General features: G+C 62.3%; 22 protein-coding genes and 1 pseudogene. 11 read left to right on the forward strand and 12 right to left on the reverse strand.

Going from position 1 to position 22,330, the window contains the following annotated elements; translation table 11 throughout:
* Positions 1-6: 6 nt before the first annotated feature.
* Both AB4N92_RS25770 and AB4N92_RS25775 read left to right on the forward strand, forming a co-directional pair.
* On the forward strand, positions 7-705 hold the full coding sequence (locus AB4N92_RS25770) for an ABC transporter permease (protein WP_010210492.1): 699 nt from the start codon (positions 7-9) through the stop codon (positions 703-705).
* The gene (locus AB4N92_RS25775; protein WP_106119234.1) at positions 702-1,700 is read left to right on the forward strand and encodes a DMT family transporter; all 999 of its coding nucleotides are present in this window, start codon (positions 702-704) and stop codon (positions 1,698-1,700) included. Before AB4N92_RS25770 ends, AB4N92_RS25775 begins: the two co-directional genes overlap by 4 nt.
* On the opposite strand, the pseudogene AB4N92_RS25780 reads toward AB4N92_RS25775, so the two are convergent.
* Positions 1,656-2,195: pseudogene (locus AB4N92_RS25780) on the reverse strand (TetR/AcrR family transcriptional regulator); the annotation flags it as partial. The gene AB4N92_RS25775 and the pseudogene AB4N92_RS25780 sit on opposite strands and share 45 nt — an antisense overlap.
* Positions 2,196-2,285: 90 nt before the next feature.
* Between AB4N92_RS25780 and AB4N92_RS25785 the strand changes: the two are divergent.
* Complete coding sequence (locus tag AB4N92_RS25785) at positions 2,286-3,284, forward strand: M14 family metallopeptidase (protein WP_460128625.1); 999 nt, start codon at positions 2,286-2,288, stop codon at positions 3,282-3,284.
* Here AB4N92_RS25785 and AB4N92_RS25790 read toward each other — a convergent pair.
* Complete coding sequence (locus AB4N92_RS25790) at positions 3,246-4,103, reverse strand: AraC family transcriptional regulator (RefSeq protein WP_010210488.1); 858 nt, start codon at positions 4,101-4,103, stop codon at positions 3,246-3,248. The two genes, AB4N92_RS25785 and AB4N92_RS25790, sit on opposite strands and share 39 nt — an antisense overlap.
* 143 nt (positions 4,104-4,246) lie before the next feature.
* Between AB4N92_RS25790 and AB4N92_RS25795 the strand changes: the two genes are divergently transcribed.
* Positions 4,247-5,047 (forward strand): alpha/beta fold hydrolase, encoded by an 801-nt coding sequence (locus AB4N92_RS25795; protein ID WP_010210486.1) that lies wholly within the window; start codon positions 4,247-4,249, stop codon positions 5,045-5,047.
* A gap of 200 nt (positions 5,048-5,247) precedes the next feature.
* Here the strand turns inward: AB4N92_RS25795 and AB4N92_RS25800 are convergent, their stop codons facing one another.
* Genes AB4N92_RS25800 through AB4N92_RS25830 form a run of 7 tightly spaced genes read right to left on the reverse strand, consistent with a single transcriptional unit; the run spans position 5,248 to position 11,534 of the window.
* Positions 5,248-6,612 (reverse strand): sensor histidine kinase, encoded by a 1,365-nt coding sequence (locus tag AB4N92_RS25800; protein ID WP_236267135.1) that lies wholly within the window; start codon positions 6,610-6,612, stop codon positions 5,248-5,250.
* A complete protein-coding gene (locus AB4N92_RS25805; RefSeq protein WP_010210483.1) occupies positions 6,609-7,271 on the reverse strand; it encodes a response regulator in 663 nt (220 codons plus the stop codon). The genes AB4N92_RS25800 and AB4N92_RS25805 overlap by 4 nt, the downstream gene beginning before the upstream one ends.
* Positions 7,272-7,283: 12 nt before the next feature.
* The gene (locus AB4N92_RS25810; RefSeq protein WP_236267136.1) at positions 7,284-7,928 is read right to left on the reverse strand and encodes a tetratricopeptide repeat protein; all 645 of its coding nucleotides are present in this window, start codon (positions 7,926-7,928) and stop codon (positions 7,284-7,286) included.
* Entirely contained in the window at positions 7,925-8,734 is an 810-nt protein-coding gene (locus AB4N92_RS25815) for an SDR family oxidoreductase (protein ID WP_021493163.1), read from the reverse strand. Before AB4N92_RS25815 ends, AB4N92_RS25810 begins: the two co-directional genes overlap by 4 nt.
* Positions 8,721-9,395, reverse strand: coding sequence for a TenA family transcriptional regulator (locus AB4N92_RS25820; protein WP_069673063.1), 675 nt, complete (start codon positions 9,393-9,395; stop codon positions 8,721-8,723). The genes AB4N92_RS25815 and AB4N92_RS25820 overlap by 14 nt, the downstream gene beginning before the upstream one ends.
* Positions 9,392-10,870, reverse strand: coding sequence for an AMP-binding protein (locus tag AB4N92_RS25825; protein WP_183701574.1), 1,479 nt, complete (start codon positions 10,868-10,870; stop codon positions 9,392-9,394). The genes AB4N92_RS25820 and AB4N92_RS25825 overlap by 4 nt, the downstream gene beginning before the upstream one ends.
* A complete protein-coding gene (locus AB4N92_RS25830) occupies positions 10,860-11,534 on the reverse strand; it encodes a thermostable hemolysin (RefSeq protein ID WP_021493160.1) in 675 nt (224 codons plus the stop codon). The genes AB4N92_RS25825 and AB4N92_RS25830 overlap by 11 nt, the downstream gene beginning before the upstream one ends.
* A gap of 181 nt (positions 11,535-11,715) precedes the next feature.
* Here AB4N92_RS25830 and AB4N92_RS25835 point away from each other — a divergent pair, with 181 nt between their 5' ends.
* The 6 genes from AB4N92_RS25835 to xylB all read left to right on the forward strand — a co-directional run bounded on the left by AB4N92_RS25835 (position 11,716) and on the right by xylB (position 18,410).
* Positions 11,716-12,258: a cytochrome b gene (locus AB4N92_RS25835; protein WP_021493159.1), complete on the forward strand. Its 543-nt coding sequence runs from the start codon at positions 11,716-11,718 to the stop codon at positions 12,256-12,258.
* 164 nt (positions 12,259-12,422) lie between these two features.
* Positions 12,423-13,955, forward strand: a complete 1,533-nt coding sequence (locus AB4N92_RS25840; RefSeq protein ID WP_010210473.1) for a sugar ABC transporter ATP-binding protein — start codon at positions 12,423-12,425, stop codon at positions 13,953-13,955.
* Positions 13,948-14,925 carry an ABC transporter permease subunit gene (locus tag AB4N92_RS25845; RefSeq protein ID WP_154846800.1) on the forward strand — a complete coding sequence of 326 codons (978 nt, stop codon included), beginning with the start codon at positions 13,948-13,950 and terminating at the stop codon, positions 14,923-14,925. Before AB4N92_RS25840 ends, AB4N92_RS25845 begins: the two co-directional genes overlap by 8 nt.
* A gap of 30 nt (positions 14,926-14,955) precedes the next feature.
* Positions 14,956-15,888, forward strand: a complete 933-nt coding sequence (locus AB4N92_RS25850; RefSeq protein WP_010210471.1) for an ABC transporter substrate-binding protein — start codon at positions 14,956-14,958, stop codon at positions 15,886-15,888.
* A gap of 22 nt (positions 15,889-15,910) precedes the next feature.
* Positions 15,911-16,912, forward strand: coding sequence for a LacI family DNA-binding transcriptional regulator (locus AB4N92_RS25855; RefSeq protein WP_021493156.1), 1,002 nt, complete (start codon positions 15,911-15,913; stop codon positions 16,910-16,912).
* Between the two features lie 7 nt (positions 16,913-16,919).
* Positions 16,920-18,410 carry a xylulokinase gene (gene xylB / locus AB4N92_RS25860; protein ID WP_236267137.1) on the forward strand — a complete coding sequence of 497 codons (1,491 nt, stop codon included), beginning with the start codon at positions 16,920-16,922 and terminating at the stop codon, positions 18,408-18,410.
* Positions 18,411-18,420: 10 nt separating this feature from the next.
* Here the strand turns inward: xylB and AB4N92_RS25865 are convergent, their stop codons facing one another.
* Positions 18,421-18,864: an Lrp/AsnC family transcriptional regulator gene (locus AB4N92_RS25865; RefSeq protein WP_010210467.1), complete on the reverse strand. Its 444-nt coding sequence runs from the start codon at positions 18,862-18,864 to the stop codon at positions 18,421-18,423.
* Positions 18,865-18,973: 109 nt separating this feature from the next.
* Here AB4N92_RS25865 and AB4N92_RS25870 point away from each other — a divergent pair, with 109 nt between their 5' ends.
* Positions 18,974-19,876 carry a DMT family transporter gene (locus AB4N92_RS25870; protein WP_010210466.1) on the forward strand — a complete coding sequence of 301 codons (903 nt, stop codon included), beginning with the start codon at positions 18,974-18,976 and terminating at the stop codon, positions 19,874-19,876.
* Here the strand turns inward: AB4N92_RS25870 and AB4N92_RS25875 are convergent.
* Positions 19,854-21,833, reverse strand: a complete 1,980-nt coding sequence (locus AB4N92_RS25875; RefSeq protein ID WP_021493154.1) for a peptidase U32 family protein — start codon at positions 21,831-21,833, stop codon at positions 19,854-19,856. The genes AB4N92_RS25870 and AB4N92_RS25875 overlap by 23 nt on opposite strands.
* Positions 21,834-21,903: 70 nt before the next feature.
* Positions 21,904-22,284, reverse strand: coding sequence for a RidA family protein (locus tag AB4N92_RS25880; RefSeq protein WP_045792111.1), 381 nt, complete (start codon positions 22,282-22,284; stop codon positions 21,904-21,906).
* Between the last annotated feature and the right edge of the window lie 46 nt (positions 22,285-22,330).

Consider the following 22,330-nt stretch of genomic DNA (forward strand, 5'->3'; position numbering starts at 1 on the left):
CGGCCCATGCCTGATTGGATAAGTTACTACGCGGGGCTGATCGCCAAAGGCTTGCAGACCACCTTGTCGCTGCTGGTGATTTCGGCGCTGCTGGGTTTTGCCCTGGCGGTGCTGGTGGCGTTGGCGCGGTTGTCGCGACGCAAATGGCTGGCCCGTGGCGCGCAGGCCTACACCAGCGTGTTGCGTGGCACGCCGCTGCTGATTCAGATCTACATTTTCTACTACGGGCTGGGCAGCCTGTTCGCGCAGTTTCCGATGATTCGTGGCAGTTTTCTCTGGCCCTACCTGCGTGACGGTTACTGGTACATCGTGTTTGCGCTGGTGTTGTCAGTCGGCGCCTATGTCGGCGAAGTGATTCGCGGTGGCCTGTTGGCAGTGCCCAAGGGCGAAATGGAAGCCGCGTCAGCATTCGGCATGACGCCGCGCCAAGCCTTGTTGCGGGTGCGGCTGCCACGGGCGATGCGCCTGTTGTTGCCGACGCTGGCGGGGGAGACGGTGATGTTGCTCAAATCCACCGCGCTGGCCTCGACCATTGCCGTGGTCGACCTGTTGGGTGCGGCCAACGTGGTACGCGCACAGACCTTGCAGATCTATCAGCCGCTGTTGCTGGTGGCGGCGGTCTACCTGTGTCTGACCTTCCTCATCGAAGGCGTCTACGCCATTGCCGAACGGCGCGGCACGCCGCTGCGCAGGTCGGCCGGATGACACAGGACCGCGGGTTGCAAGGGATTGCCCTGTGTTCGCTGGCCTACTTGTTCCTGGCGTTGCAGGACGCGGTGGTCAAGTGGCTGGTGGCGGATTATTCGGTGTTCACCATTCTGTTCTGGCGCAGCCTGGTGGTGGTGATCGTGTGTCTGGTGGCTGGGCGCATGGGCTTGTTGCGGCGGGCCTGGGCATCGGTCAGCCGCCGCTTGCTGATCATTCGCGGTCTGTTGTCGTTGCTGGCGTGGTTGCTCTACTACACCGCCGCCAAGGACCTGAGCCTGGCGGAAATGACCACCCTGTATTTCTCCGCGCCGATCATGGTCACGCTGCTGGCAGCGCTGATCCTCAAGGAGCGCGCCAGCCGTGGACAGTGGATCGCGTTGATCATCGGGTTTGTCGGGGTGATCATCGCGTGCCGTCCCACCCATATGCTCGACCCGTGGCCCATCGCCCTGACCTTGGGGGCGGCGTTGTGCTGGGCGTTTACCTATATCCAGTTGCGCCAGGTCGACCCGAGCAGCACGGTGCTGGAGCAGATGTTGATCACCAACGTGGTGTTTGTCGTGTGCATGGGCGTGACCTTGCCGTGGACCCACACACCGGCCCCTGCACCGGCCTGGCTGGGCATGTTGGCGGCGGGTTTGGTGGGCGGTATCGGACAGTTCCTGCTGTTTGCCAGCTTCCGCCGCGCCACGGCGACGTTACTCGCGCCGTTCGAGTACACCGGGCTGATCTGGGCGTTCATTCTCTCGAGCCTGGTGTGGGGCACGCTGATGGATGGCTCGCTGATCATCGGCGCGGTGTTGATTGCCATCAGCGGCACCCTGGCCATGCTCAGCGCTCGGCACCCGGTGTCACAGGACGTGGTCGGCGCCGAATGCGCCGTGACGCAACCCCTGTACCCAGCAGCGGCAGATGTGCAGCCCGTTGGCGGGGCTGAAGGTGCCGGGGTTGAGGCACCCCTCGAGCCAGAGTCCGTCGAGCATCGCCGATAAGCCGATGGCGGCCAGGTGACTGTCGTGGATTACCAGGTTTTCGCTGTTGGCCAAGTCGTCCAGCAGTTGTCGGATCAATGCCAGGTAGGCGTGATAGCTGTTTTCGTGGGACTGGTTCACGTGGGGCGAGTGGCGGATCAGGCTCCAGAACACCACCCACACGCCGAGCAGATCGGGGTCCATGACCCTGGGCGAGAATGAGGCACTGAGAAACGCGTCCAGGCGTGCCGCAGCGCCTTCGGCCTGTTCCACGTGTGCCCAGAGGGCGCTGGTCAGCTCGTTGGCCAGCTTGTGGTAGGTCTCGGCGATCAGCGCGTCAATGCTGCCGAAATGGTGGTTGAGCAACCCCACTGACACCCCGGCCTCGGAGGCGATTCGGCGCACGGAAATCCCGGCATGCCCATCACGGGCCAGGCAGGTAAGGGTGGCGGCAATCAGCAGGTCCCGGCGTTCGTCGGGGTCGGCGCGGCGCAGTTTGGGCAGGTCGGAGGTCATGGGCAGGCCTTGGATGAAACAGCACAGCGCTCAGATTAGTTGAACGTGTGTTCAATCTCTACCGATTAATTGATTAGAGGAAGGCAAGGCATGGCGAAAGACCTTTCGTGGCAGGAAACCGGCGACGCCGGCAATGTGCTGAATATCGGGGCCTGGCGTTTTGACGGCGACGGCAGTGGGCCGAAGGTGCACCTGCAGGCGGGCGTGCATGCCGACGAAATCGCCGGGATGCTGGTATTGCATCAATTGCTGCCGCGCTTGCAGGCATGTGCCGATCAGGGGCGACTCAAGGGGACTGTTACCGTGGTGGCCCAAGCCAATCCCTTCGGCATCGGCCAGTTTCGCCAGGGTCGCTTGCTCGGACGTTTCCACGAAGCCACCGGGCAGAATTTCAACCGTGCCTTCGACCATTCCCTGGCCATGGAGCGCCCGGCAAGCAACCTGGCGCAATGGCAGAAACGCCTGGTGCAGTTGGCTGCCGAGGCTGACCTGGTGCTGGACCTGCACACCGATGACGAGGCGTTGCCATACCTCTACATCCATCGCCGTTTCTGGCCCGACCAAGGCCTGGCGCTGGCAGCAGCGTTGCAGGTGGAGCTGGTGATTGTCTGGGATGAAGGCGGCGATGGCTCCTTTGAAGAAACCATCATCAATCACGCATCGCCGCAACTGGCCGCCACCATTGAGCTGCGCGGGCAGGCAGACGTCAGCGACGCCCTGGCGCAACAGGATGCCGATGGCTTGTGGGCGTGGTTGTGCGTCCACGGCGTGATCGACGAGGTGGCGAGCATCGCCGAATGGCCAGGCGACGTGGTCGACATGGGCTGTATGGAAACCATCCTCGCCCCCTGCGCCGGAGTATTGGTGTTCGAGAAAAGCCTGGGCGACTACGTGGACGAAGGCCAGCGTTTCGCGCGCATCATCGGCCGCCCCGGTGATCCGACCTCCGAAGTGATCTTGCACGCTGCCCAGGCCGGACGCATGGTCACCGCGCACCGCGAGCGCTTGGTGGCCCAGGGCGCGGTGGTCGCCAAGTTCACTGGCACACGGTTATCCGCCAGCTACAGCGGCGGCGTGCTCGACCCGTAGCGGCGCCTGCAACTGCAGCCACTCCCGCGGGCTGGTGCCGATCTTGCGGCGAAACGCACGGGCCAGCGCCGAGGGGCTTTCATAACCGACTTCATCGGCGATCAGGGCGATGGGGCGACCTTCACGCAGGCGTTTCTGTGCCAGGCTCACGCGCCAGCTCAGCACATAGTCGGCTGGAGTCTGGCCGACCACTTTATGGAAATGCGCGGCGAAACTGGCACGGGACATGTTCGACTCAACGGCCATTTCCTGCACGGTCCATGGGCGTTCGGGGTTGTTGTGCAATAAGGTCATGGCCCGCGCCAGGCGCAAGTCAGCCAAGCCAGACATCATGCCGGTGGTCATGCTGTGATAGGCCATCATGTGGCGCAGGAACTGAATCACCATCAGCTCAAACAGCCGGTTCATCACCGCCTCGCGACCGCAATGTTCGGCAAAAGCTTCGTCGAACAGCCAGTCCAGCGTGCCGGCGATCATTGGGATCTGCTGCAGCGGCATCACGATGGTGTCGGTCAGCGCCACGGACAATGGGTTATCGATCCCCCCATCAAAGCGCAGCGAAGCCGCCACCACCTGGGCGCGCTCGGCTTTTGCCGCGACCAACCGATGGGGCAGGGGGCGCGGCACCAGCACCAGGCTGGGCTCGGGAATACGCAGGGTGCCGTCGGGCATTTCCAGGCTGGCCTGGCCTTCCTTGAGCAAGTAAACCCGGCCGCGCTGCTGCAGATCGCGGGTGTCGAGGGCGCCGTGCAGGGGCCCGCTGTGAAAGGTATCGGCACCGATGCCGAAGTGCACCAGCAGTGTGGACAAGCGATCCATGACTCACCTGATAGCAAATAAATAATAGTTTTAGACGATCTGCGCTATATCGTCGACTATTAGCCTCCATTTGTAAAAAGCGCTTCGGCATCATGGCCTCACGTTCAACGCCTTGAGCGCCTACCCTAACGGAGCAAACGTCTATGAAAACCTTCAAGTTCTCCCGCGTCGCCGCCGCCCTGATCACTGGTGCATTGGCCTTCGGTGCCGCCACCGCCAGCTTTGCCGCACCACAGAAAGCCACCGTGGTATTGGTGCATGGCGCGTTCGCCGACGCCTCCAGCTGGAACGGCGTGATCGCCGGACTCAAGGCCGAAGGCTACCCGGTGGTCGCCGTGGCCAACCCGCTGCGCAGCGTCAAGACCGACTCGGACTACGTCGCCGACATCGTCGCACATACCCCGGGGCCGGTGATCCTGGTCGGCCACTCCTACGGTGGCTCGGTCATTACCAACGCCGTGCATGGCAGCGACAAGGTCAAGGCGCTGGTGTATGTGGCCGCTTTCGCCCCGGAAAAAGGCGAGACCGCGTTCGAACTGTCCGGCCGCTACCCTGGCGGCACCCTGGGTCCGACCCTCGACAAACCGGTGGTCTCCAAGGACGGCGTGACCGACCTGTATATCCAGCAGGACAAGTTCAACAGCCAGTTCGCCGCCGACGTGGCACCCAAGGAAGCCCAGTTGATGGCAGCCGGGCAACGTCCGATCACCGAAGCCGCGCTGAAGGAGCCGTCGGGTGATCCAGCCTGGAAAAGCGTGCCGTCCTATTTCATATACGGCTCAGCTGACAAAAATATTCCCGAGGCCGCGCTTAAATTCATGGCCGACCGTGCCGGTTCGAAGGAAACCGTGGATGTGAAGGGGGCTTCTCACGTGGTGATGGTGTCGAACCCGGCGCGGGTGGTGGCGATCATCAACGATGCGGCGAAGGCTAACGCGCAATAACAGCGCTGATACCACTCGACGATAGGAGCTGGCTCGCCGGCGATGCAGGTACTCGGCACATCAGGCATAGCCAGGTGATGCCATCGCAGGCAAGCCAGTTCCCACATTTGATCGAGATCGGCTTTCCGATTGCAGGAGACCTCAAGGGTTCTCTAAGCGCTCCAGCAACAGGCGCTCCAAAGTGCCCGCCGGCGCAGACTTCACCTAGGTATCTCCAGTGTCGCTCTCAGGCCACCGGACGCCAGGTTTTCCAGGTGTACCCGGCCGCTCAAGTGCTGAGCGATGGTGTGCACAATCGTCAGGCCCAAGCCAGCGCCTTCGGGATTGCCCCGGCTGTAGAACAGCTCGAAGAGACGTTCGCGCTGACTCTCGTCGATGCCCGGCCCCTGGTCGTCCACGGTCAGTACGAAGCGTTTGGCGTCCTGGCTCAGCTTCACGGTGATGACCCCATGTTCTGGAGAGAAATTCGCCGCGTTGGTCACCAGGTTGGTCAGGGCAATGTTGATCGCGCCAGGATCGGTCGTCACACGGTACGGGGCATCGTCGGCATTGAACACCAGTTCCAGGCCTTTGCTCAGCAGCCAGGGTGTCAGCTGGATCAGCGTTTCACGCACGGTTGTCGCGAGGTCGATCGTCTGAAGTGTTAGTTGCCCGGCGCTGGGTTCCAGGCGCGCCATGGTCAGCAATTGGCTGACCAGGCGGCTGGTGCGGTCGACGCCTGTGATCAGAAAGGCCAGTGATTCGCGTCGTTCGGCTTCGGTGCCGGCCTCCAGCAGGTTTTGCGCGTGCACGCGCAATACCGCCAGGGGCGTGCGCATCTCGTGGGCAGCGTCGGCGATAAAGCGCCGCTCACGGCCGAGCATCTCCTGGATCTGCGCGAGCATCCGGTTCAATGCCGCCTGCATCGGCTCCAGCTCGGTGGGCAAGGGCGTCAATTGCATCGGTTCCAGTGAGCCTGAGTGCCGCGCCCGCAACGTGGCGGCCATATCGGCCAGCGGCTTGAGACCCCAGCCGATGGCCAGCCAGACCATTGCTGCCAGGATCAGGCTACCCAACACATTGGGCCATAAAGTATGCCGCACGATGCGTTGCACCAGGTCGGAGCGCACGTCGTCACGCTCACCCACCCAGATGCGCAGGCCATTGTCCTTGTCCTTGAGCACGAAACCGCGCCATTCCCGGCCGTTCAGGTCGTCGATATTGCTGTACCCCGGTTGCGCCGGGGGCACGGCGAATGATGGCGCGCTGGCGGTAAATACCAGCAGTTCGCCTTTTGGGCTCCACACCTGGAAGGCGATCTTGCTTTCGTAAGGGTGCCCATCCACCTTGGGAATGGCCTCGCCCAAGGCTTTGTTAAAGGCGCGATACAGGTCGGCCTGGTCTTTGCTTGCCAGTGGCAGGCTCATGACACCTTGGAGCAGGCGCGCATTCTGCGCCAGTTGTGCATCGTAGACTTCGGCAATTTCGTGATTACTGTCATGCAGGTTCAGCACGCTGATCACCAGCAAACCGGTGAGCAACAGGCCGATGATCAGCGTCAGGGTGCGCCGCCGGATCGAGGTCATCGGCGCTCCTCCACCAGGTAGCCAACGCCTCGAATGGTACGGATCAGATCGCTGGTGAACTTCTTGCGCAGGTGATGGATATGCACTTCCAGCGTGTTGCTTTCGGCTTCTTCGTTCCAGCCGTAGAGCAACTGCATCAATTGGTCACGGGTCATGACGCGGCCGGGCGGTGACAGCAATTCGTGCAGTAGTTGATATTCCTTGGGAGTCAGCAGCACGGGTTGGCCATGGTAACTGACGTGCTGCGTGCTCGGGTCAAGGCAGATGCCTGCGTGTTCGATCACCACCCGTGCACGGCCGGCGCTGCGGCGCAGCAAGGCGCGCAAGCGCGCCTTGAGTTCGGCCAGGTCGAAGGGTTTGATCAGGTAGTCATCGGCGCCGGCATCGAGCCCGGCGATGCGGTCCTCGGTGGCATCGCGTGCCGTGAGGATCAACACGGGCACCGTGGCGCCACTGTCGCGCAGGCGACGCAGCACTTCCAGCCCGTCCATGCGTGGCAGGCCAAGGTCCAGCACCACGGCGTCAAAGGTTTCGCTGAGCAGCGCGTGCAGGGCACTGCTGCCGTCTTGCAGCCAATCGACGGTGTACCCTTCGCGAGCCAGCGCCTGGTGAATACCTTCCCCCAGCGCCACGTCATCCTCGATCAGTAATAGACGCACGCAGACCCCTTGTCAGTTGAGTTTTTTATGGGTGTCGGCCAGCAGGCTTTCGATTTCCTTGCGCCGCCCGGCATCGGCGGTTTCCCGACCGGGCCGTGGCGCGGCCAGCAGGGCTTTTTGCAAGGCATCACGGGCTTCGCCATAACGTTTTTGCCGGTAGAGGTGGTCACCCCAGAAGTAAAGACTATCAATGCCCGCCGGGTTAAGTTGCAAGGCCTGTTTGAGCAACTGCTCAGCTTTGTCGGCATCGCCGAAACCGATCGGCCAGCCAGGTACCCGGTCGTACAGTGCCGCCAGGCTGGTGTAAGCCGAACCTTGCAGGGCCTTGGGGTCAAGGGTGAGGGCGGTTTCCAGGTCGGCCTTGGCCACTTTGACCTTGCTCAACGCGCCGAGCCCGCCCTGAGCGCCGGCCCAACTGCTGGTGACAATCCCCGACCAGATCCACGCTTCGGCGACCTGAGGGCGATCCTGTGTGAACGCTGTCGCCTGGGCGGCCAGTCGTTCGAACGCTTGGGTACGCTGCTCCTCCGGCAGGTTGTATTGGATATGGGCCCAGCGCGTCTGGATGTCATTCAGGCGCTGCTGGTCGATGGAGTCCAACGCCCAGGTGAAGGGGCTCAAGGCGCTGAGCAACAGCGCGGCGAACAATTGTTTCATGGGTTCAGATCCTTATTCACGGGTTTAACGCTCAAGCGGCGGACCAGCGGCAGTTGTTTGCGCAAGCCGCGGTCGACCAGGTTCGGCAACAGGCTGTTGAGGCGCACGAAGAAGCGTTCTGGCCAGCCCAGGTAAAGGTCGCGGCGTTCGTTGGCGATCGCCTGGATCACCGCGGACGCCACGGTGTTCGGGTCGTCGACGTTAGACTTGAGTGCATCGTTCAAGGCCTGCGCCGCCGGGCTGTTCATCTGGGTCCGGGTCGCGCGCGGCGCTACGTACAGTACGCCGACACGCGTGTCGGCCAGTTCCCGGCGCAGGGCTTCGGAAAACCCGCGCAAGGCAAACTTGGTGGCGCAGTAGGTCGCATAGCCGGGGTAACCGATAGAGCCATACGTTGAGCCGACATTCACCACCATGGCGGTCGGTGCCTGCTTGAGCAGCGGCAGCAGCAGCTTGGTCAGGCAGATTGGCGCGGTGATGTTGAGCGCCAGCATGCTGTTGATCTCGTTGTCGTCTAACTGTTCCAACATGGCAAAGTGGTTGATGCCGGCTGCGTTGATCAACAGGTTGACGCCACCGATGGCCTCGGCGGCGGCCAGTACTTTACGGCGGTCGGTGAGGAAGGTCAGGTCGGCACTGACCCAGCACAGTTGCTGCGGATAGCGCTCAAGCAAGCCCTCCAGCGGCATGCGGTGGCGGGCTACGGCGAGCACCTGCGCACCACTGGCGCACAGGGCAGAGGCGATGGCCAGGCCGATGCCACCGCTGGCGCCGGTCAGCACCACGCGAGCATCAGACAGGCGCATGGGGAGTCTCCCCGATACGCGGCAGGGTGCGGAACATGTCGGTGTAAAGGGCGTACACCACCTTTGATGCACGGATCACCGCGGCCTGGTCGTCGGGGTCTTCCAGGTTGTTCATCAAGCGGCGGTAGGTTTCCATGTGACCGATGTCCAGGGAACCGTGAGAGCTCAGGTAGCTGAACGCGGTGGCCGGCAGCTGCAGGCGCTCACGGATGCTACCGGCCGCATGGGTAGCCAGGGCGATGCTGGTGCCTTCCAGCACATTGACCATGCCAAACAGGCCGACCGGGTTGTCACGGGCGATCAGGTCATAGAGGTAGCTGACCATCAGCTCGATAGGCAAACCTGGGCGTCCATCGCGCACCGCGTCTTTGTCTCCACCGCAGGCGGCGATGTCATTGAGCACCCAGTGTTCGTGGCCATATTCGTCCTCGATGTACTCGCAGACGGCCTTGCGCAGCCATTCCAGGCGTGACGGCAGGCGCGCACCGCAGGCCATCATCAATGGCACCGTGTGGCGGACGTGATAGTAGGCCTGGGCCAGGAACGCACGATAGCTTTCCAGGCTGACCTTGCCTTCCAGGGCGTCCCGGATGATCGGCAAATTGAACAGGGCCTGGCGTTCGTGTTGGGTGGCGTCTTGCAGGGTGTCGAAAAAATTCACGATGAGGATTCCTCATTCAGTTCGGGGGTGAGATCGGATTGATAACGGGCGACGATGGCGTCGCGCTTTGGTCGACCATTGGCCGTAAGCAGGCCGTTGGCGGTGGTAAACGGTTCTGCCAGGCGCGTCCAGCGATGCACCTGGGCGTAGTCGGGCAGGCCGGTGTTGGCCTCGGCCACGGCGGCGGCCAGTTGGGCGTCGCTGCAGTCGGCACGCAGGGGCCAGAGCAGGGCGTGGTTCTCCGGCAGGGCTTCGCCATAGACGAATGCCTGGGCGATGATGCCGCCCTGGGTCAACTCGGCCTCGACCCAGTCGGGGTTGACATTGCGCCCGTAACTGGTGACGAACTGATGCTTCTTGCGGCCCTTGAGGTAGAGAAAACCGTCTTCATCAACGTCACCCAGGTCGCCGGTGGGCCACCATGGCGCGTGCAGGTCGGGCTGGTCCAGGTAACCGAGCAGCATCGGTCCCTTGACCAGCACTTCGCCGTCTTCGGCCAGGCGGATTTCAACGTGGGGCAGCGGTCGACCGACACTGCCCGGACGGTGTGCCTCAGGATGATTGAGGCACACCACAGACGCGCACTCCGACAGCCCGTAACCCTCGTAAACCGTCATGCCCAATTGCTGTGCACGTTGCAGCAAGGCCTTGGATACGCGCGCGCCGCCGACGGCAGCAAATCGCAGGCTCTGGGGGTTGAACGCCTTTTGCTCGGCGGCGATTACCAGCATCAACAACAATTGCGGCACCAGGATCAGGCTGTGGGGCTGGCGCGTTGCCAGGCAACCGAGCAATTGGGCGGCGTCCACTGCGCTGGCGCCCTGGATGCCCAGGCTTTTCTGGCTGGGCAAGCTCAAAGTGGCGCCGGCATACAAGGCGGCGTAGCAGCCGAGGTTTTCCAGCAATATCGCGATGGGCAACAACGCCAGGTGGTGCCGCGGGTCCCTGGAATGGCTGGCCTGATGTAACTCGCGGGTAACCCGCAGCAAGCTGTCGGCGCTCAGGCAGACACCTTTGGGGGCCCCGGTGGTGCCGGACGTGAACGTCAGCTTGGCGGTATTTGACGGCATCGCTGGCCGGCCTTCAAAGGTGCGGCACCAGAACTCGCCGGCTTGGCGGTAACCGCCAGCCTGCAGTTCTGCCGCCAGGTGAGGCTCGGCGATCACCCGTTCGGCGTGACTCTGTTCCAGGCAATGGGCGCGCTGGGCCGGGCTGAAGAACGGAGGCAGTGTCAGGCAGGTCAAGCCTTCGAACAGCACTGCCAGGTCCCACAGCATCGCGTCGACGCCATTGTCCAGGGCCAGGGCCACCACCTTGACGCCTTCGTCGCGCAGGCGCTCCTGGCGATAAGCGACTTCGGCGAACAGGGAGGTGTAGTCCATTTTCCAACTGTCACCCCACAGGGCGATAGCACCATCGTTGCGTTCGGCATGGCCGCGCAGCATGGCGTGGAAACGACGGGTTTCAGGCGACATTGCTGGCGTCCTCGTTCGTAGGCAACCCCAGGCGTGAGAACAGGCCCATGTTGCGCAAATGAATGAACCCGGCGCGGATATTGCCGACATGCACCCAAGGCTGGCTCTCGTAGTAGCTGCCCCAGTGCTGGCGCTCATCGCCCAGGCGCTGCGGGTCGGCCGCGCAGAGAGTGACGGGCTTCAAGCCGAGGCGGTGGAAGCTGTTGACCAGACCGATGTTGCCGGTGAACGCCACCCACTCCAGCCCTCCCATGGCCAGCAGCCAGGTAATGGCGATGATGCTCAAGCGCGCACTGCCGGTGTCGCTGGCCGCAAGGTTGCCGACTTCGGCGATGACGCTGCGCTCCACCGGTTGTTCGGCGGCGGCACTGATCAGCGGGTCGATCGGATGGTCGAGGTAGCGTTCCAGGAACAACGGCTCGGCGCTCGCCAGGCGGACGCCGGCGACCGCGCAGAGCTCATCGTTGGCGTGGCTCACGCCAAACAACTGCGGCATGAAGTGGCGAATGTCAGCGCCGTGTGCGACGCGGAAACGCTGTTGGATAAATGCCTCGAAGGCAGGTCGCTGAGGGTCTTGGGGCAGGGCGCGGCAGAGGCGCAGCGGTGCACTGTTTGCCTGGCCGAATAGCAGGGGCAAGGGAATGTTCCAATCGATATCGGGCATTGGCGGTACGCCTCCCAAGTGAAGTTGGGGGCAGTATCGAAGGCATTTCTTAACGAAGTCTGAAGGTGGCGAAAATGATCGATTTGGCGATCTTCAGACTGCCTTAAGACTCCTCGGGGAGGGTGGCGTCGACTCTTCCAAGCCACGTTCGGCCATCCCTTCCCCACAAGGTGTCTTTTTCATGAGCGAAACCCAGACCACACAGCGCTATACACGGTTATCGATGACCCTGCATTGGCTGATGCTGGCGCTGTTTGTTGGCGTCTATGGCTGCATCGAACTCAAAGGCCTGTTGCCCCGCGGCCATGCGCTCAAAAGCCTGCTCCTTGGTGGCCACGCACTGTTCGGCAGCGGGATTTTCCTGCTGGTGTGGTTGCGCTTGCTCGGGCGCCTGGCACCTCGGCCACCGATCGTGCCGCGCCCGCCGGCCTGGCAGACCGGCGTGTCGCACCTTATGCACCTGGCGTTGTACGGCCTGATGATCATCACGCCGATATTGGCCTGGTTGATGCTCAACGCCGGCGGCAAGCCCGTGCCGTATTTTGAATTTGCCTTGCCCTCGCTGGTAGCGCCAGACCCGGTCCTGGCCAAGCAATTCAAGCATTGGCACGAATGGCTGGGCAGTGCCGGTTATTGGTTGATCGGCCTGCATGCGGTGGCTGGGCTTTTCCATCATTACTGGGTGCGAGACAACACCCTGATGCGCATGTTGCCAAAACGCTAGAACCACACAAATCGCGAATAACGTGCCTGATGAAACGTTTCATCTTGCGATAAACGGCTCACGCAAGCGCTTGCGTAAGTAAATGTATCTGATTAGAGTCGGTGGCAATCGGCTCTGATCCAAGGGGCTCGAATACAAAAATAAAAAAATCCAGGAGCTCATCCATGAGCCTTGAACCCTTGCTTGAGATGCAGGGCATCAGCAAAACCTTCAATGGTTTGCGCGTGCTCAAGACGGTCGGCCTGAAGGTCTACCCCGGCGAAATCCACGCGTTGATGGGGGAGAACGGCGCCGGCAAGTCGACGCTGATGAAGATTCTCTCCGGTGCCTACCAAGCCGACCCAGGCGGTGAAATCCGCATTGCCGGTCAGCTCATCCCCACCTTCGACCCCGCCACCGCCAAAGCCCTTGGCATCGCCGTGATCTATCAGGAATTGAGCCTGTGCCCCAACCTGAGCGTGGCCGAGAACATTTACCTGGGCCGCGAATTGCGGCGCGGCTGGACCATCGATCGTAAGGGCATGGAGGCCGGTTGCATCGAAGTGCTGCAGCGCCTGGGCGCCGAGTTCACCCCGGCCACGCGAGTCAGCAGCCTGTCGATCGCCGAGCGTCAGTTGGTGGAAATCGCCCGCGCCCTGCATGCCCACGCCAAGATCCTGGTGATGGACGAACCCACCACGCCCTTGTCATCCCGCGAGACCGACCGCTTGTTCGCGCTGATCAAGCAACTGCGCAGCCAGGGCTTGGCGATCATCTACATCAGCCACCGCATGGCCGAAATCTACGCGTTATCGGACCGCGTCTCGGTGCTGCGTGACGGCCACTACATCGGCGAGTTGACCCGCGATGCACTGTCCGCCGAAGCGTTGGTGAAAATGATGGTGGGCCGCGACCTGTCAGGGTTTTACAAGAAGGAACACGCCGCATATAACCCCGGCAACGTGGTGATGCGGGTGCGCGACATGGCCGACGGCAAGCGCGTGCGCCACTGCAGTTTCGACCTGCATGCCGGTGAAGTACTGGGCATTGCCGGGCTGGTCGGGGCAGGGCGCACCGAGCTGGCGCGGCTGATCTTTGCGGCCGACCCACGCACCTCGGGCACCCTGGAAGTGGTCGGCAAGGCCGTTACCCCACTGCGCACCCCGGCGGATGCGATTCGCGCAGGCGTCGTCTACCTCACCGAAGACCGCAAGGCTCAGGGCCTGTTCCTCGACATGAGCGTGGCGGACAACATCAACGTCTGCGCCTGTGTGCCGGATGCCCATGCCGGCGGAGTGCTGGACCGCGACCATGCGTTGCAGCGATCCAATGATGCGATCAAGTCGCTGTCGATTCGCGTGGCGTCAGGCAAGGTCAATGCTGGCGCCTTGTCCGGCGGCAATCAGCAGAAGGTGCTTCTGGCACGGCTGCTGGAGGTCAAACCCCACGTGCTGATCCTCGACGAGCCCACACGCGGCGTCGACATCGGCTCCAAGTCCGAGATCTACCGCATCATCAATCAATTGGCCCAGGCCGGCATCGGCATCGTGGTGATTTCCAGCGAGTTGCCGGAAATCATCGGCACCTGCGACCGCGTGTTGATCATGCGCGAAGGCCAGCTCGTCGCTGAAGTCGGCGGTGCCTCCGGCCAGGCTATTTCCCAAGAACGCATTATTGACCTCGCCACCGGTGGCGATCAGGTGGTTGCCCATGGCTGAGTTGAATATCGCAACGACAAACACAGCGGAACGCGCACGCGAGCTGATGCGCACGGTAGGCATGTTGCCCGTGCTGATCTTGCTGTTGGTGGGCTTTGCCCTGGCCAGCGAGAACTTCCTGACGATGCAGAACCTGTCGATCATCTCCCAACAGGCGTCGGTGAACGTGGTGCTGGCGGCGGGCATGACGTTTGTGATCCTCACCGCCGGTATCGACTTGTCAGTGGGCGCGATCCTGGCGGCCTCGGCGGTGGTGGCTTTGCAGGCGTCGATGTCGCCGCAGTTCGGCATGTTCGGGATTGCCGCGGGTATCGGCTTCGGGCTGTTGCTCGGGCTGGTCAATGGCGGGTTGATCGCTTTTATGCGCCTGCCGCCGTTTATCGTCACCCTTGGCGCACTGACGGCCATGCGCGGGCTGGCGCGGCTTTTGGCGGACGACAAAACCGTGTTCAACCCGGACCTGCCATTTGCCTTCATCGGTAATGACTCGTTACTCGGCGTGCCCTGGTTGGTGATCATCGCCGTGGCCGTGGTGGCGCTGTCGTGGTTCATCCTGCGCCGCACCGTGATGGGCGTGCAGATCTACTCGGTCGGCGGCAACCCGGAAGCGGCGCGGTTGTCGGGGATCAAGGTGTGGAAGGTGCTGCTGTTCGTCTACGCCATGTCCGGCGCACTGGCCGGGCTGGGCGCGGTGATGAGCGCTTCGCGTCTATTCGCTGCCAATGGCCTGCAACTGGGGCAATCCTACGAGCTGGATGCGATTGCGGCGGTGATCCTCGGTGGCACCAGCTTCACCGGCGGCGTCGGCACCATCGGCGGCACACTGATCGGTGCGCTGATCATTGCCGTGCTCACCAATGGGCTGGTGCTGCTGGGCGTGTCGGATATCTGGCAATACATCATCAAGGGCATTGTGATCATCGGCGCGGTGGCGCTGGATCGTTATCGCCAGTCCGGTGCGCGGACCTGATTTCATACAACAATCACAAGAGAGACCCGCATGAACCTTAAACGCATGTTTCCCGTCATTGCCTTGGCTGCCCTGATGTCCCAAGCCGTCGAAGCCCGTGAGTTGAAAGCCCTCGGCATCAGCATGGGTTCCCTGGGCAACCCGTACTTCGTGACCCTGGCCGATGGCGCCACGGCGCGGGCCAAGGAGCTGAACCCCAATGTCAAGGTCACCTCGGTGTCGGCTGACTATGACCTGAGCAAGCAGTTTTCGCAGATCGATAACTTCATTTCGTCCAAGGTCGACCTGATCCTGATCAACGCCGTCGACCCGTCTGCCATGGCCTCGGCGATCAAGAAAGCCCGCGATGCCGGGATCGTCGTGGTCGCTGTGGATGTGGACGCCAAGGGCGTCAACGCCACCGTGCAGACCGACAACGTCGAAGCCGGCAAGCTGGCCTGCCAGTACCTGGTGGACAAGCTCTCCGGCAAGGGCAACGTGATCATCCAGAACGGCCCGCAAGTGACCGCCGTGACCGACCGCGTCAAAGGTTGCAAGGCCGCACTCGCTGCTGCGCCCGACATCAAGGTGCTGTCCGATGATCAGGACGGCAAAGGCTCCCGCGAAGGTGGCTTGAACGTGATGCAGGGTTATCTCACGCGCTTCCCGAAAATCGACGGCTTGTTCGCGATCAACGACCCGCAAGCCGTCGGCAGCGACCTGGCGGCCAAGCAGCTCAAGCGCAGCGGCCTCATCATCACCTCGGTGGATGGCGCGCCGGATATCGAGAATGCGCTGAAGACCGACTCCCAGATACAGGCGTCTTCCAGCCAGGACCCATGGGCCATGGCGCAGACCGCGGTAAACGTGGGCAATGACATTCTCAACGACAAAGCCCCGGCCGAAGCGGTTACCCTGCTCACGCCCAAACTGATCACCCGCGACAACATCGGTACGTACAGCGGTTGGTCGAGTAAACATTGATCCATTGAGAAGGAACAACGCCGTGGTCACCATGGATGACGTGGCAAGCCGGGCCGGGGTGTCGACATCGACGGTGTCGCACGTGTTGAACGGCACCCGCAAGGTCAGCCCGGCCACCGTGCTGGCGGTGCAGCAGGCGATCCAGGCGTTGGGCTACATCCCCAACACGCTGGCGCGCTCGCTGGCCCGGTCAAGCACCAATACCATGGGTGTGGCGATCTCGGCGTTGTCCAACCACTACTTCAGCGAAACGGTGCACGCGATTGAAACCGAGTGCGCCAAGCACGGCTACATGATGTTGTTTGTCGACACCCATGATGATCCGGAGCAGGAATTGCGGGTGGTCACGGCGCTGCATCATCGGCGGGTGGATGGGATTGTGCTGGCGCCCTCCAATGGCTCCAAGGCGCTGGAGTACCTGCGGGCCAACGAGATTCCAGCAGTGCTGGTTGACCGCATGATGAGCGATCAATTTGACCAGATCGGGGTGGACAACGCCCAGCCGACCCAGGCCCTTATCCAGCACCTGATCGCCCATGGGCACCGGCGGATTGGTTTTATCGCCGGGCGGGAGGGGTTCAGTACCACGGACGAGCGCGTCGCGGGTTATCGCGCGGCATTGCTCGCGGCGGGGCTGGCGTTTGATCCGCAACTGCTGGTCAACGGCGGCTCCAACACTGAACCGGCGCGCAAGGCAACGGTGCAGTTGCTGGGGCTGGCAGCACCACCTACGGCGATTATGGCCGGTAATAACCTGATGACCCTCGGCGCCATGCAGGCCCTGCGTGACGCGCAGATTACCGTGCCGGGGCAGATGGCCCTGGTCGGTTTCGATGATTTTGACTGGGCGGACTTTTTCGAGCCACGCCTGACCCTGATTGCGCAGCCGGTCCAGGCACTCGGCGCCCAGGCCGTGCACCTGTTGTTGCAACGCATGGCCTCGCCTGACGCGCCGCCCCACAGCGTGCGCCTCACGCCGACCCTGCAAGTGCGTAATTCATGTGGCTGTATTGGATTGGAATGACCTCCGTATGAGCAACCCTGTTTCCCTCGGCATCGACCTCGGCACCTCGGAACTCAAAGCGATCCTCATGGACCTCGACGGTGCAGTCCTGGCCCATGCCGGCGTGCGCCTGAGCGTGTCGCGGCGTCATAGCGGCTGGTCCGAGCAAGACCCGCAGGATTGGTGGCAGGCCTGTTTGCAGGCGCTGGCCCAGTTGCGCACGCATGAGGCATTTGCACGTGTGGCCTGTATCGGCCTGTCTGGGCAGATGCATGGCGCGGTGTTGCTGGGGGCGGATAATCGCGTGTTGTATCCGGCGATCCTGTGGGATGACTCGCGTGCGGTCGCCGAGGCTGAACGGTTGGGAACGGCGTTTGCCGACGTCACCGGCAGCCTGCCCATGGCGGGGCTGACAGCGCCGAAACTGTTGTGGCTGAAACAGCATGAGCCGCAGGTGTTCAAGGCGATCGATTGTGTGCTGTCACCCAAGGATTACCTGCGCTTGCGTTTGAGTGGCGAGCGCATCAGCGAGATGTCGGATGCCGCCGGCACATTGTGGCTGGATGTGGCACGGCGTGAGTGGTTCGTCCCGATGTTGCGCGCGACGGGGCTGTCGCCTGCGCAGATGCCCAGGTTGGTCGAGGGCGGTGCCGCGAGCGCGGTGTTGACGGTGGACGGGCTGGGTTTGTCTTCCTCCGTCGTGATTGCCGGCGGCGGCGGTGACAACCCGGTCGCGGCTGTCGGTATCGGTGCGATCAAGGCAGGGGACGCCTTTATCACCCTCGGCACCAGCGCGGCCATCGTCGCCATCACCGACCACGCTGCCGGCAACCCGGCCAGCGCGGTACACAGCTTCTGCCATGCACTGCCGAACCGCTGGTACACCATGGGCGCCATGCTGGCCGGGGCCAGTTGCCTGCGTTGGGTCACGCGGCTGACGGGGATGCCGGATGAACAGACCTTGTTGGACCAGGTGCAGGCGCAATTGCCGATTAAGCAGGCAGTGCCCCTCAGTACCCCGTTGTTTCTGCCGTACCTCGCCGGCGAACGCACGCCGCACAACGATCCGCTGCTGCGCGGCGGATTCATGGGCCTGGGCCATGACTGCACACCCGCTATGCTCGGTTATGCGGTGATGGAAGGGGTGGGTTTCGGTTTGCTGGATGCGCTGCGCGCCGTGCAATCGGCCGGTGCCAACGTTGATGCCTGCGCCTTGGTGGGCGGCGGGGCGCGAAGCGAATACTGGGCGCAGTTGCTGGCCAACATCCTCCAGCGGGAGATATACACGTTGCACGGCAGTGAATTGAGCGCCTGCATCGGGGCGGCGAAACTGGGCTTCCTGTCGATCGGGGAAGGGGACGCGTTGTTGCAAGCGGGAATGCCGGTGAAGGCCCGGTATAGGCCGGATCCCGCACAGCAGGCAGTACTGGCAGCGCGTTATCGCCTGTTTCAGGGTTTACTGGGAGCGGCAAAAGCACTGCACGAACAGGCCACGCAGCCGTGTCAGGCATCGCGCTGATGACTCACGATCACTCATCCGACAGCGGCGGCAAACGCCGTTTCACCGGGGTTTTCTTGACGATCGCGGTGTTGGTTTCGGCATAGGCATTCAGCTTGTCGAGCAGGTTGTCCAGATGATCCATGGTGCGCACATGCAGCCGTGCGATGAAGCAATCATCGCCGGTCACTTTGTCGCACTCGGTGAATTCGGGGATCGCCTGGATCTGCCGTTCCACCTCATGCAGTTTGCCGGGCAGGGGGCGGATGCGCACGATGGCTTGCAGCAGGTAGCCGAAGTGCTTGGGGTCGATGTCGACGGTGTAGTGGGTCAGCACGCCGCGCTCTTCAAGACGGCGCAGGCGTTCGCTGACACTCGGCGAGGACAGCCCGGTAATGCCGGCCAGGGTCTTGAGGGACAGGCGTGAGTCGTCCATCAAAGCGGCGATGAGTTGCTGGTCGATGGTGTCAATCATGGTTTCCACCTAATAAGTAAAGGCAATCCAGTGGTTTGGCCTTTTTTAGGCGCTGGAGCCGCTCCCGAACAGATTGCCATAATTGAGCCTCACTTGAGGAGCTTCAATCATGGACACATCCATCCGTCGTGGTTCGTGGGAAATGATCGCCGCCATGCTCATCTCGGGCACCATTGGCTGGTTTGTACTGGTCTCTGGCGTGTCGGTGATCGAAGTGGTGTTCTGGCGCTGCGTGATCGGTGGGCTGACGCTCTTGCTGGTGTGCGCGCTGCTGGGTTATTTGCGCCTGGACCTGCTGAACGGGGCCAAGCTCGGCCTGGCGATGCTCAGTGGCGTGGCGATTGTTGGCAATTGGTTGCTGCTGTTCGAATCCTATTCCCGTGCCTCCATTGCCATCAGCACAGCGGTGTACAACGTCCAGCCGTTCATGTTGGTGATGCTGGCGGCAGTGTTCCTCGGAGAAAAGATCACCGTGCAGAAACTGGCGTGGCTGAGTATTGCGTTTTTGGGGATGCTGGCGATTGTCACCGCCCATGGCGACCAACAGACCGGCGACGATTACCTGGCCGGCATCGCCTTGGCGCTGGGTGCGGCGTTTCTCTATGCCATTGCGGCGCTGATCATCAAGCGTTTGAAAGAAGTGCCACCGCATTTGATGGCGTTGATCCAGGTGACCACCGGCGCGCTGCTGCTCGCGCCAATGGTGCCTTGGAACAGTTTGCCAGCCACTACCAACGCCTGGGCGGCATTGGTGACACTCGGCGTGGTGCACACCGGTTTGATGTACGTGCTGCTGTACGGCGCGATCCAGAAACTGCCCACGGCAATTACCGGTGCGCTGTCGTTCATCTACCCGATTGCGGCGATCTTCGTCGATTGGATCGCCTTCGGGCATCGCCTGGGCTGGCTGCAATGGTTGGGTGTGGCGGCGATTCTGCTGGCGGCTGCGGGGTTGCAGCGGGGCTGGTGGTGGCCCCGCTCGCAGACGGTCAGTGCGTACCCTGGAAAATGATGTTTTCCGGGTTGAAGTGCTCCACCGCGCTGCCCGGTTGCGGCAAGCCCAGGATATGCCCCTTGATCTTGCCCACCACGTGCATCTCGCACGGTTTGCAGTCGAACTTCAGGGTCAGCACTTCATCGCCGTGGATCAACTGCATCGGCGCGACCTTGGTCTTCACGCCCGTGACACCCTTCGCCTGTTTAGGGCACAGGTTGAACGAGAAGCGCAGGCAGTGCTTGGTGATCATCACCGGTACTTCGCCGGTTTCCTCATGGGCTTCGAACGCGGCGTCGATCAGCTTCACCCCGTGACGGTGGTAGAAGTCGCGGGCTTTCTGGTTGTAGACGTTGGCCAGGAACGACAGGTGCGCATCCGGGTAGACCGGCGGCGGGGTGGTTTCGGCTTTGCGTCCACCGCGTGGATGTGCGGCCACACGGGCAGCGGTCAGCGCTTCGATCACTTCGCGGCGCAAGGCTTTGAGCTGTGAGTTGGGGATGAAGAACGCTTGCGGCGCATCCAGCTGGATATCGGTCGCGTGGTATTCGGTGGTGCCCAGTTGGCCGAGCAGGTCGCGCAAGGTATCCAGCGCCTGCTCCGGCTTGTTGGCCACGCCGAACGGGCCGGGCAGGGTGACGCTGGCGCTGATGCCTTCTTCACTGGTGGCAGTCACGTCCAGCTGCTCTTCACGCAGGCGAGCCACCCACGTCAGGCCGATGCGGCGTTCGGACGAGGTCTTCAACAGCGCCTGTTGCCAGTTGTGGTCGAGGTTGCGGTTCAGCGGATGATTCGGGCGCAGTTGATGCAGGCCGGCCGGCATTTCATTCGGTTCGACGCGGTAGCGATAGCGTTTCTCGCCGTCTTCCTCGAACTCGCCCTTAGGCTCGGCGATGTTGGCGCGGAAACCCACCACTTCACGCTTGACCAGCACGTTGAGGCCGTCGCCATTGGACAGCGGCTCATGGGTGACCACTTGCAGGTCACGCTTGCCGGCTTTTTCCACCACACCCACCGGCAGGCCGGTGAACGTCGGGGTGTCGAAGGCGCCGATGTCGATCTTGCGGTCAGTGACGAAATAGTCGGTGCTGCCACGGTGAAAGGTCTTTTCCGGATCGGGCAGGAAGAAGTGCGCGGTACGGCCGCTGGAAGCGCGAGCCAGGTCCGGGCGGTCTTCAAGGATCTCGTCGAGGCGCTGGCGGTAGTAGGCGGTGATGTTCTTCACATAGCCCATGTCTTTATAGCGACCTTCGATCTTGAACGAGCGCACGCCGGCTTCGACCAAGGCGCGCAGGTTGGCGCTCTGGTTGTTGTCTTTCATCGACAGCAGGTGCTTTTCAAAGGCCACGACACGGCCCTGATCATCTTTCAAGGTATACGGCAAACGGCAAGCCTGGGAGCAATCCCCACGGTTGGCACTACGGCCATTCTGCGCGTGGGAGATGTTGCACTGACCGGAGAACGCCACGCACAAGGCGCCGTGGATGAAAAACTCGATGGCGGCATCGGTTTCGTCGGCGATGGCGCGGATTTCCTGCAGGTTCAGCTCACGGGCCAAGACCAACTGCGAGAAACCGGCCTGGTCGAGAAACTTGGCGCGGCCCAGGGTGCGAATGTCGGTCTGGGTACTGGCGTGCAGCTCGATGGGCGGAATATCCAGCTCCATCACGCCAAGGTCTTGCACGATCAACGCATCGACGCCGGCGTCGTAGAGCTGATGGATCAGCTTGCGCGCCGGTTCCAGTTCGTTGTCATGCAAGATGGTGTTGATCGTGGTGAACACGCGTGCGTGGTACCGGCGCGCGAATTCTACCAGGGACGCGATATCGCTCACGTCGTTACAGGCGTTATGGCGCGCGCCGAAGCTCGGGCCGCCAATGTACACGGCGTCGGCGCCATGCAGGATCGCCTCGCGCGCGATGGCGACATCGCGGGCAGGGCTGAGCAATTCCAGGTGATGCTTGGGCAAGGACATAGTTTTTTTAGTCAGGCTTGTCACGGTTGAGGCGGGCATTGTAGCTGTGAAATGCCTGACCGGCACCCACTCAGGCCTGAGCGGCCATCGCAGTCACTTCCACGCGCATGCCGTCTACGGCCAAAGCGGCAACGCCAACGGCCGCGCGCACGGGCCAGGGCTTGGCAAAGAAGCGTTTGTAGACCTCGTTGAAGGCCGCGCGATCGGCCATATCCGTCAGATAAATGGTCAGGTGCATCACCCGGTCCATCGAGCTGCCGGCCTTTTCCAGGGCGACTTTCAAGGCTTGCAGGGTGCATTCGCTTTGCTGGGTGATATCGCCCAGCTCCAGGCTGCCATCGGCATGGGTCGGGATCTGGGTGGACACCAGGATGCCATTGAAGCCGATCACGTCGGAGGAAATCGAGTCGGCATCGGGGTCCGGGGTGTAGTGCAGGTCGTGGTTGGCCATGGGCGCCTCTGGTTGGCAGGTTCAGAAAGGCGCCCATGGTCCCCGA

Source organism: Pseudomonas sp. S3_A09, assembly GCF_054668065.1.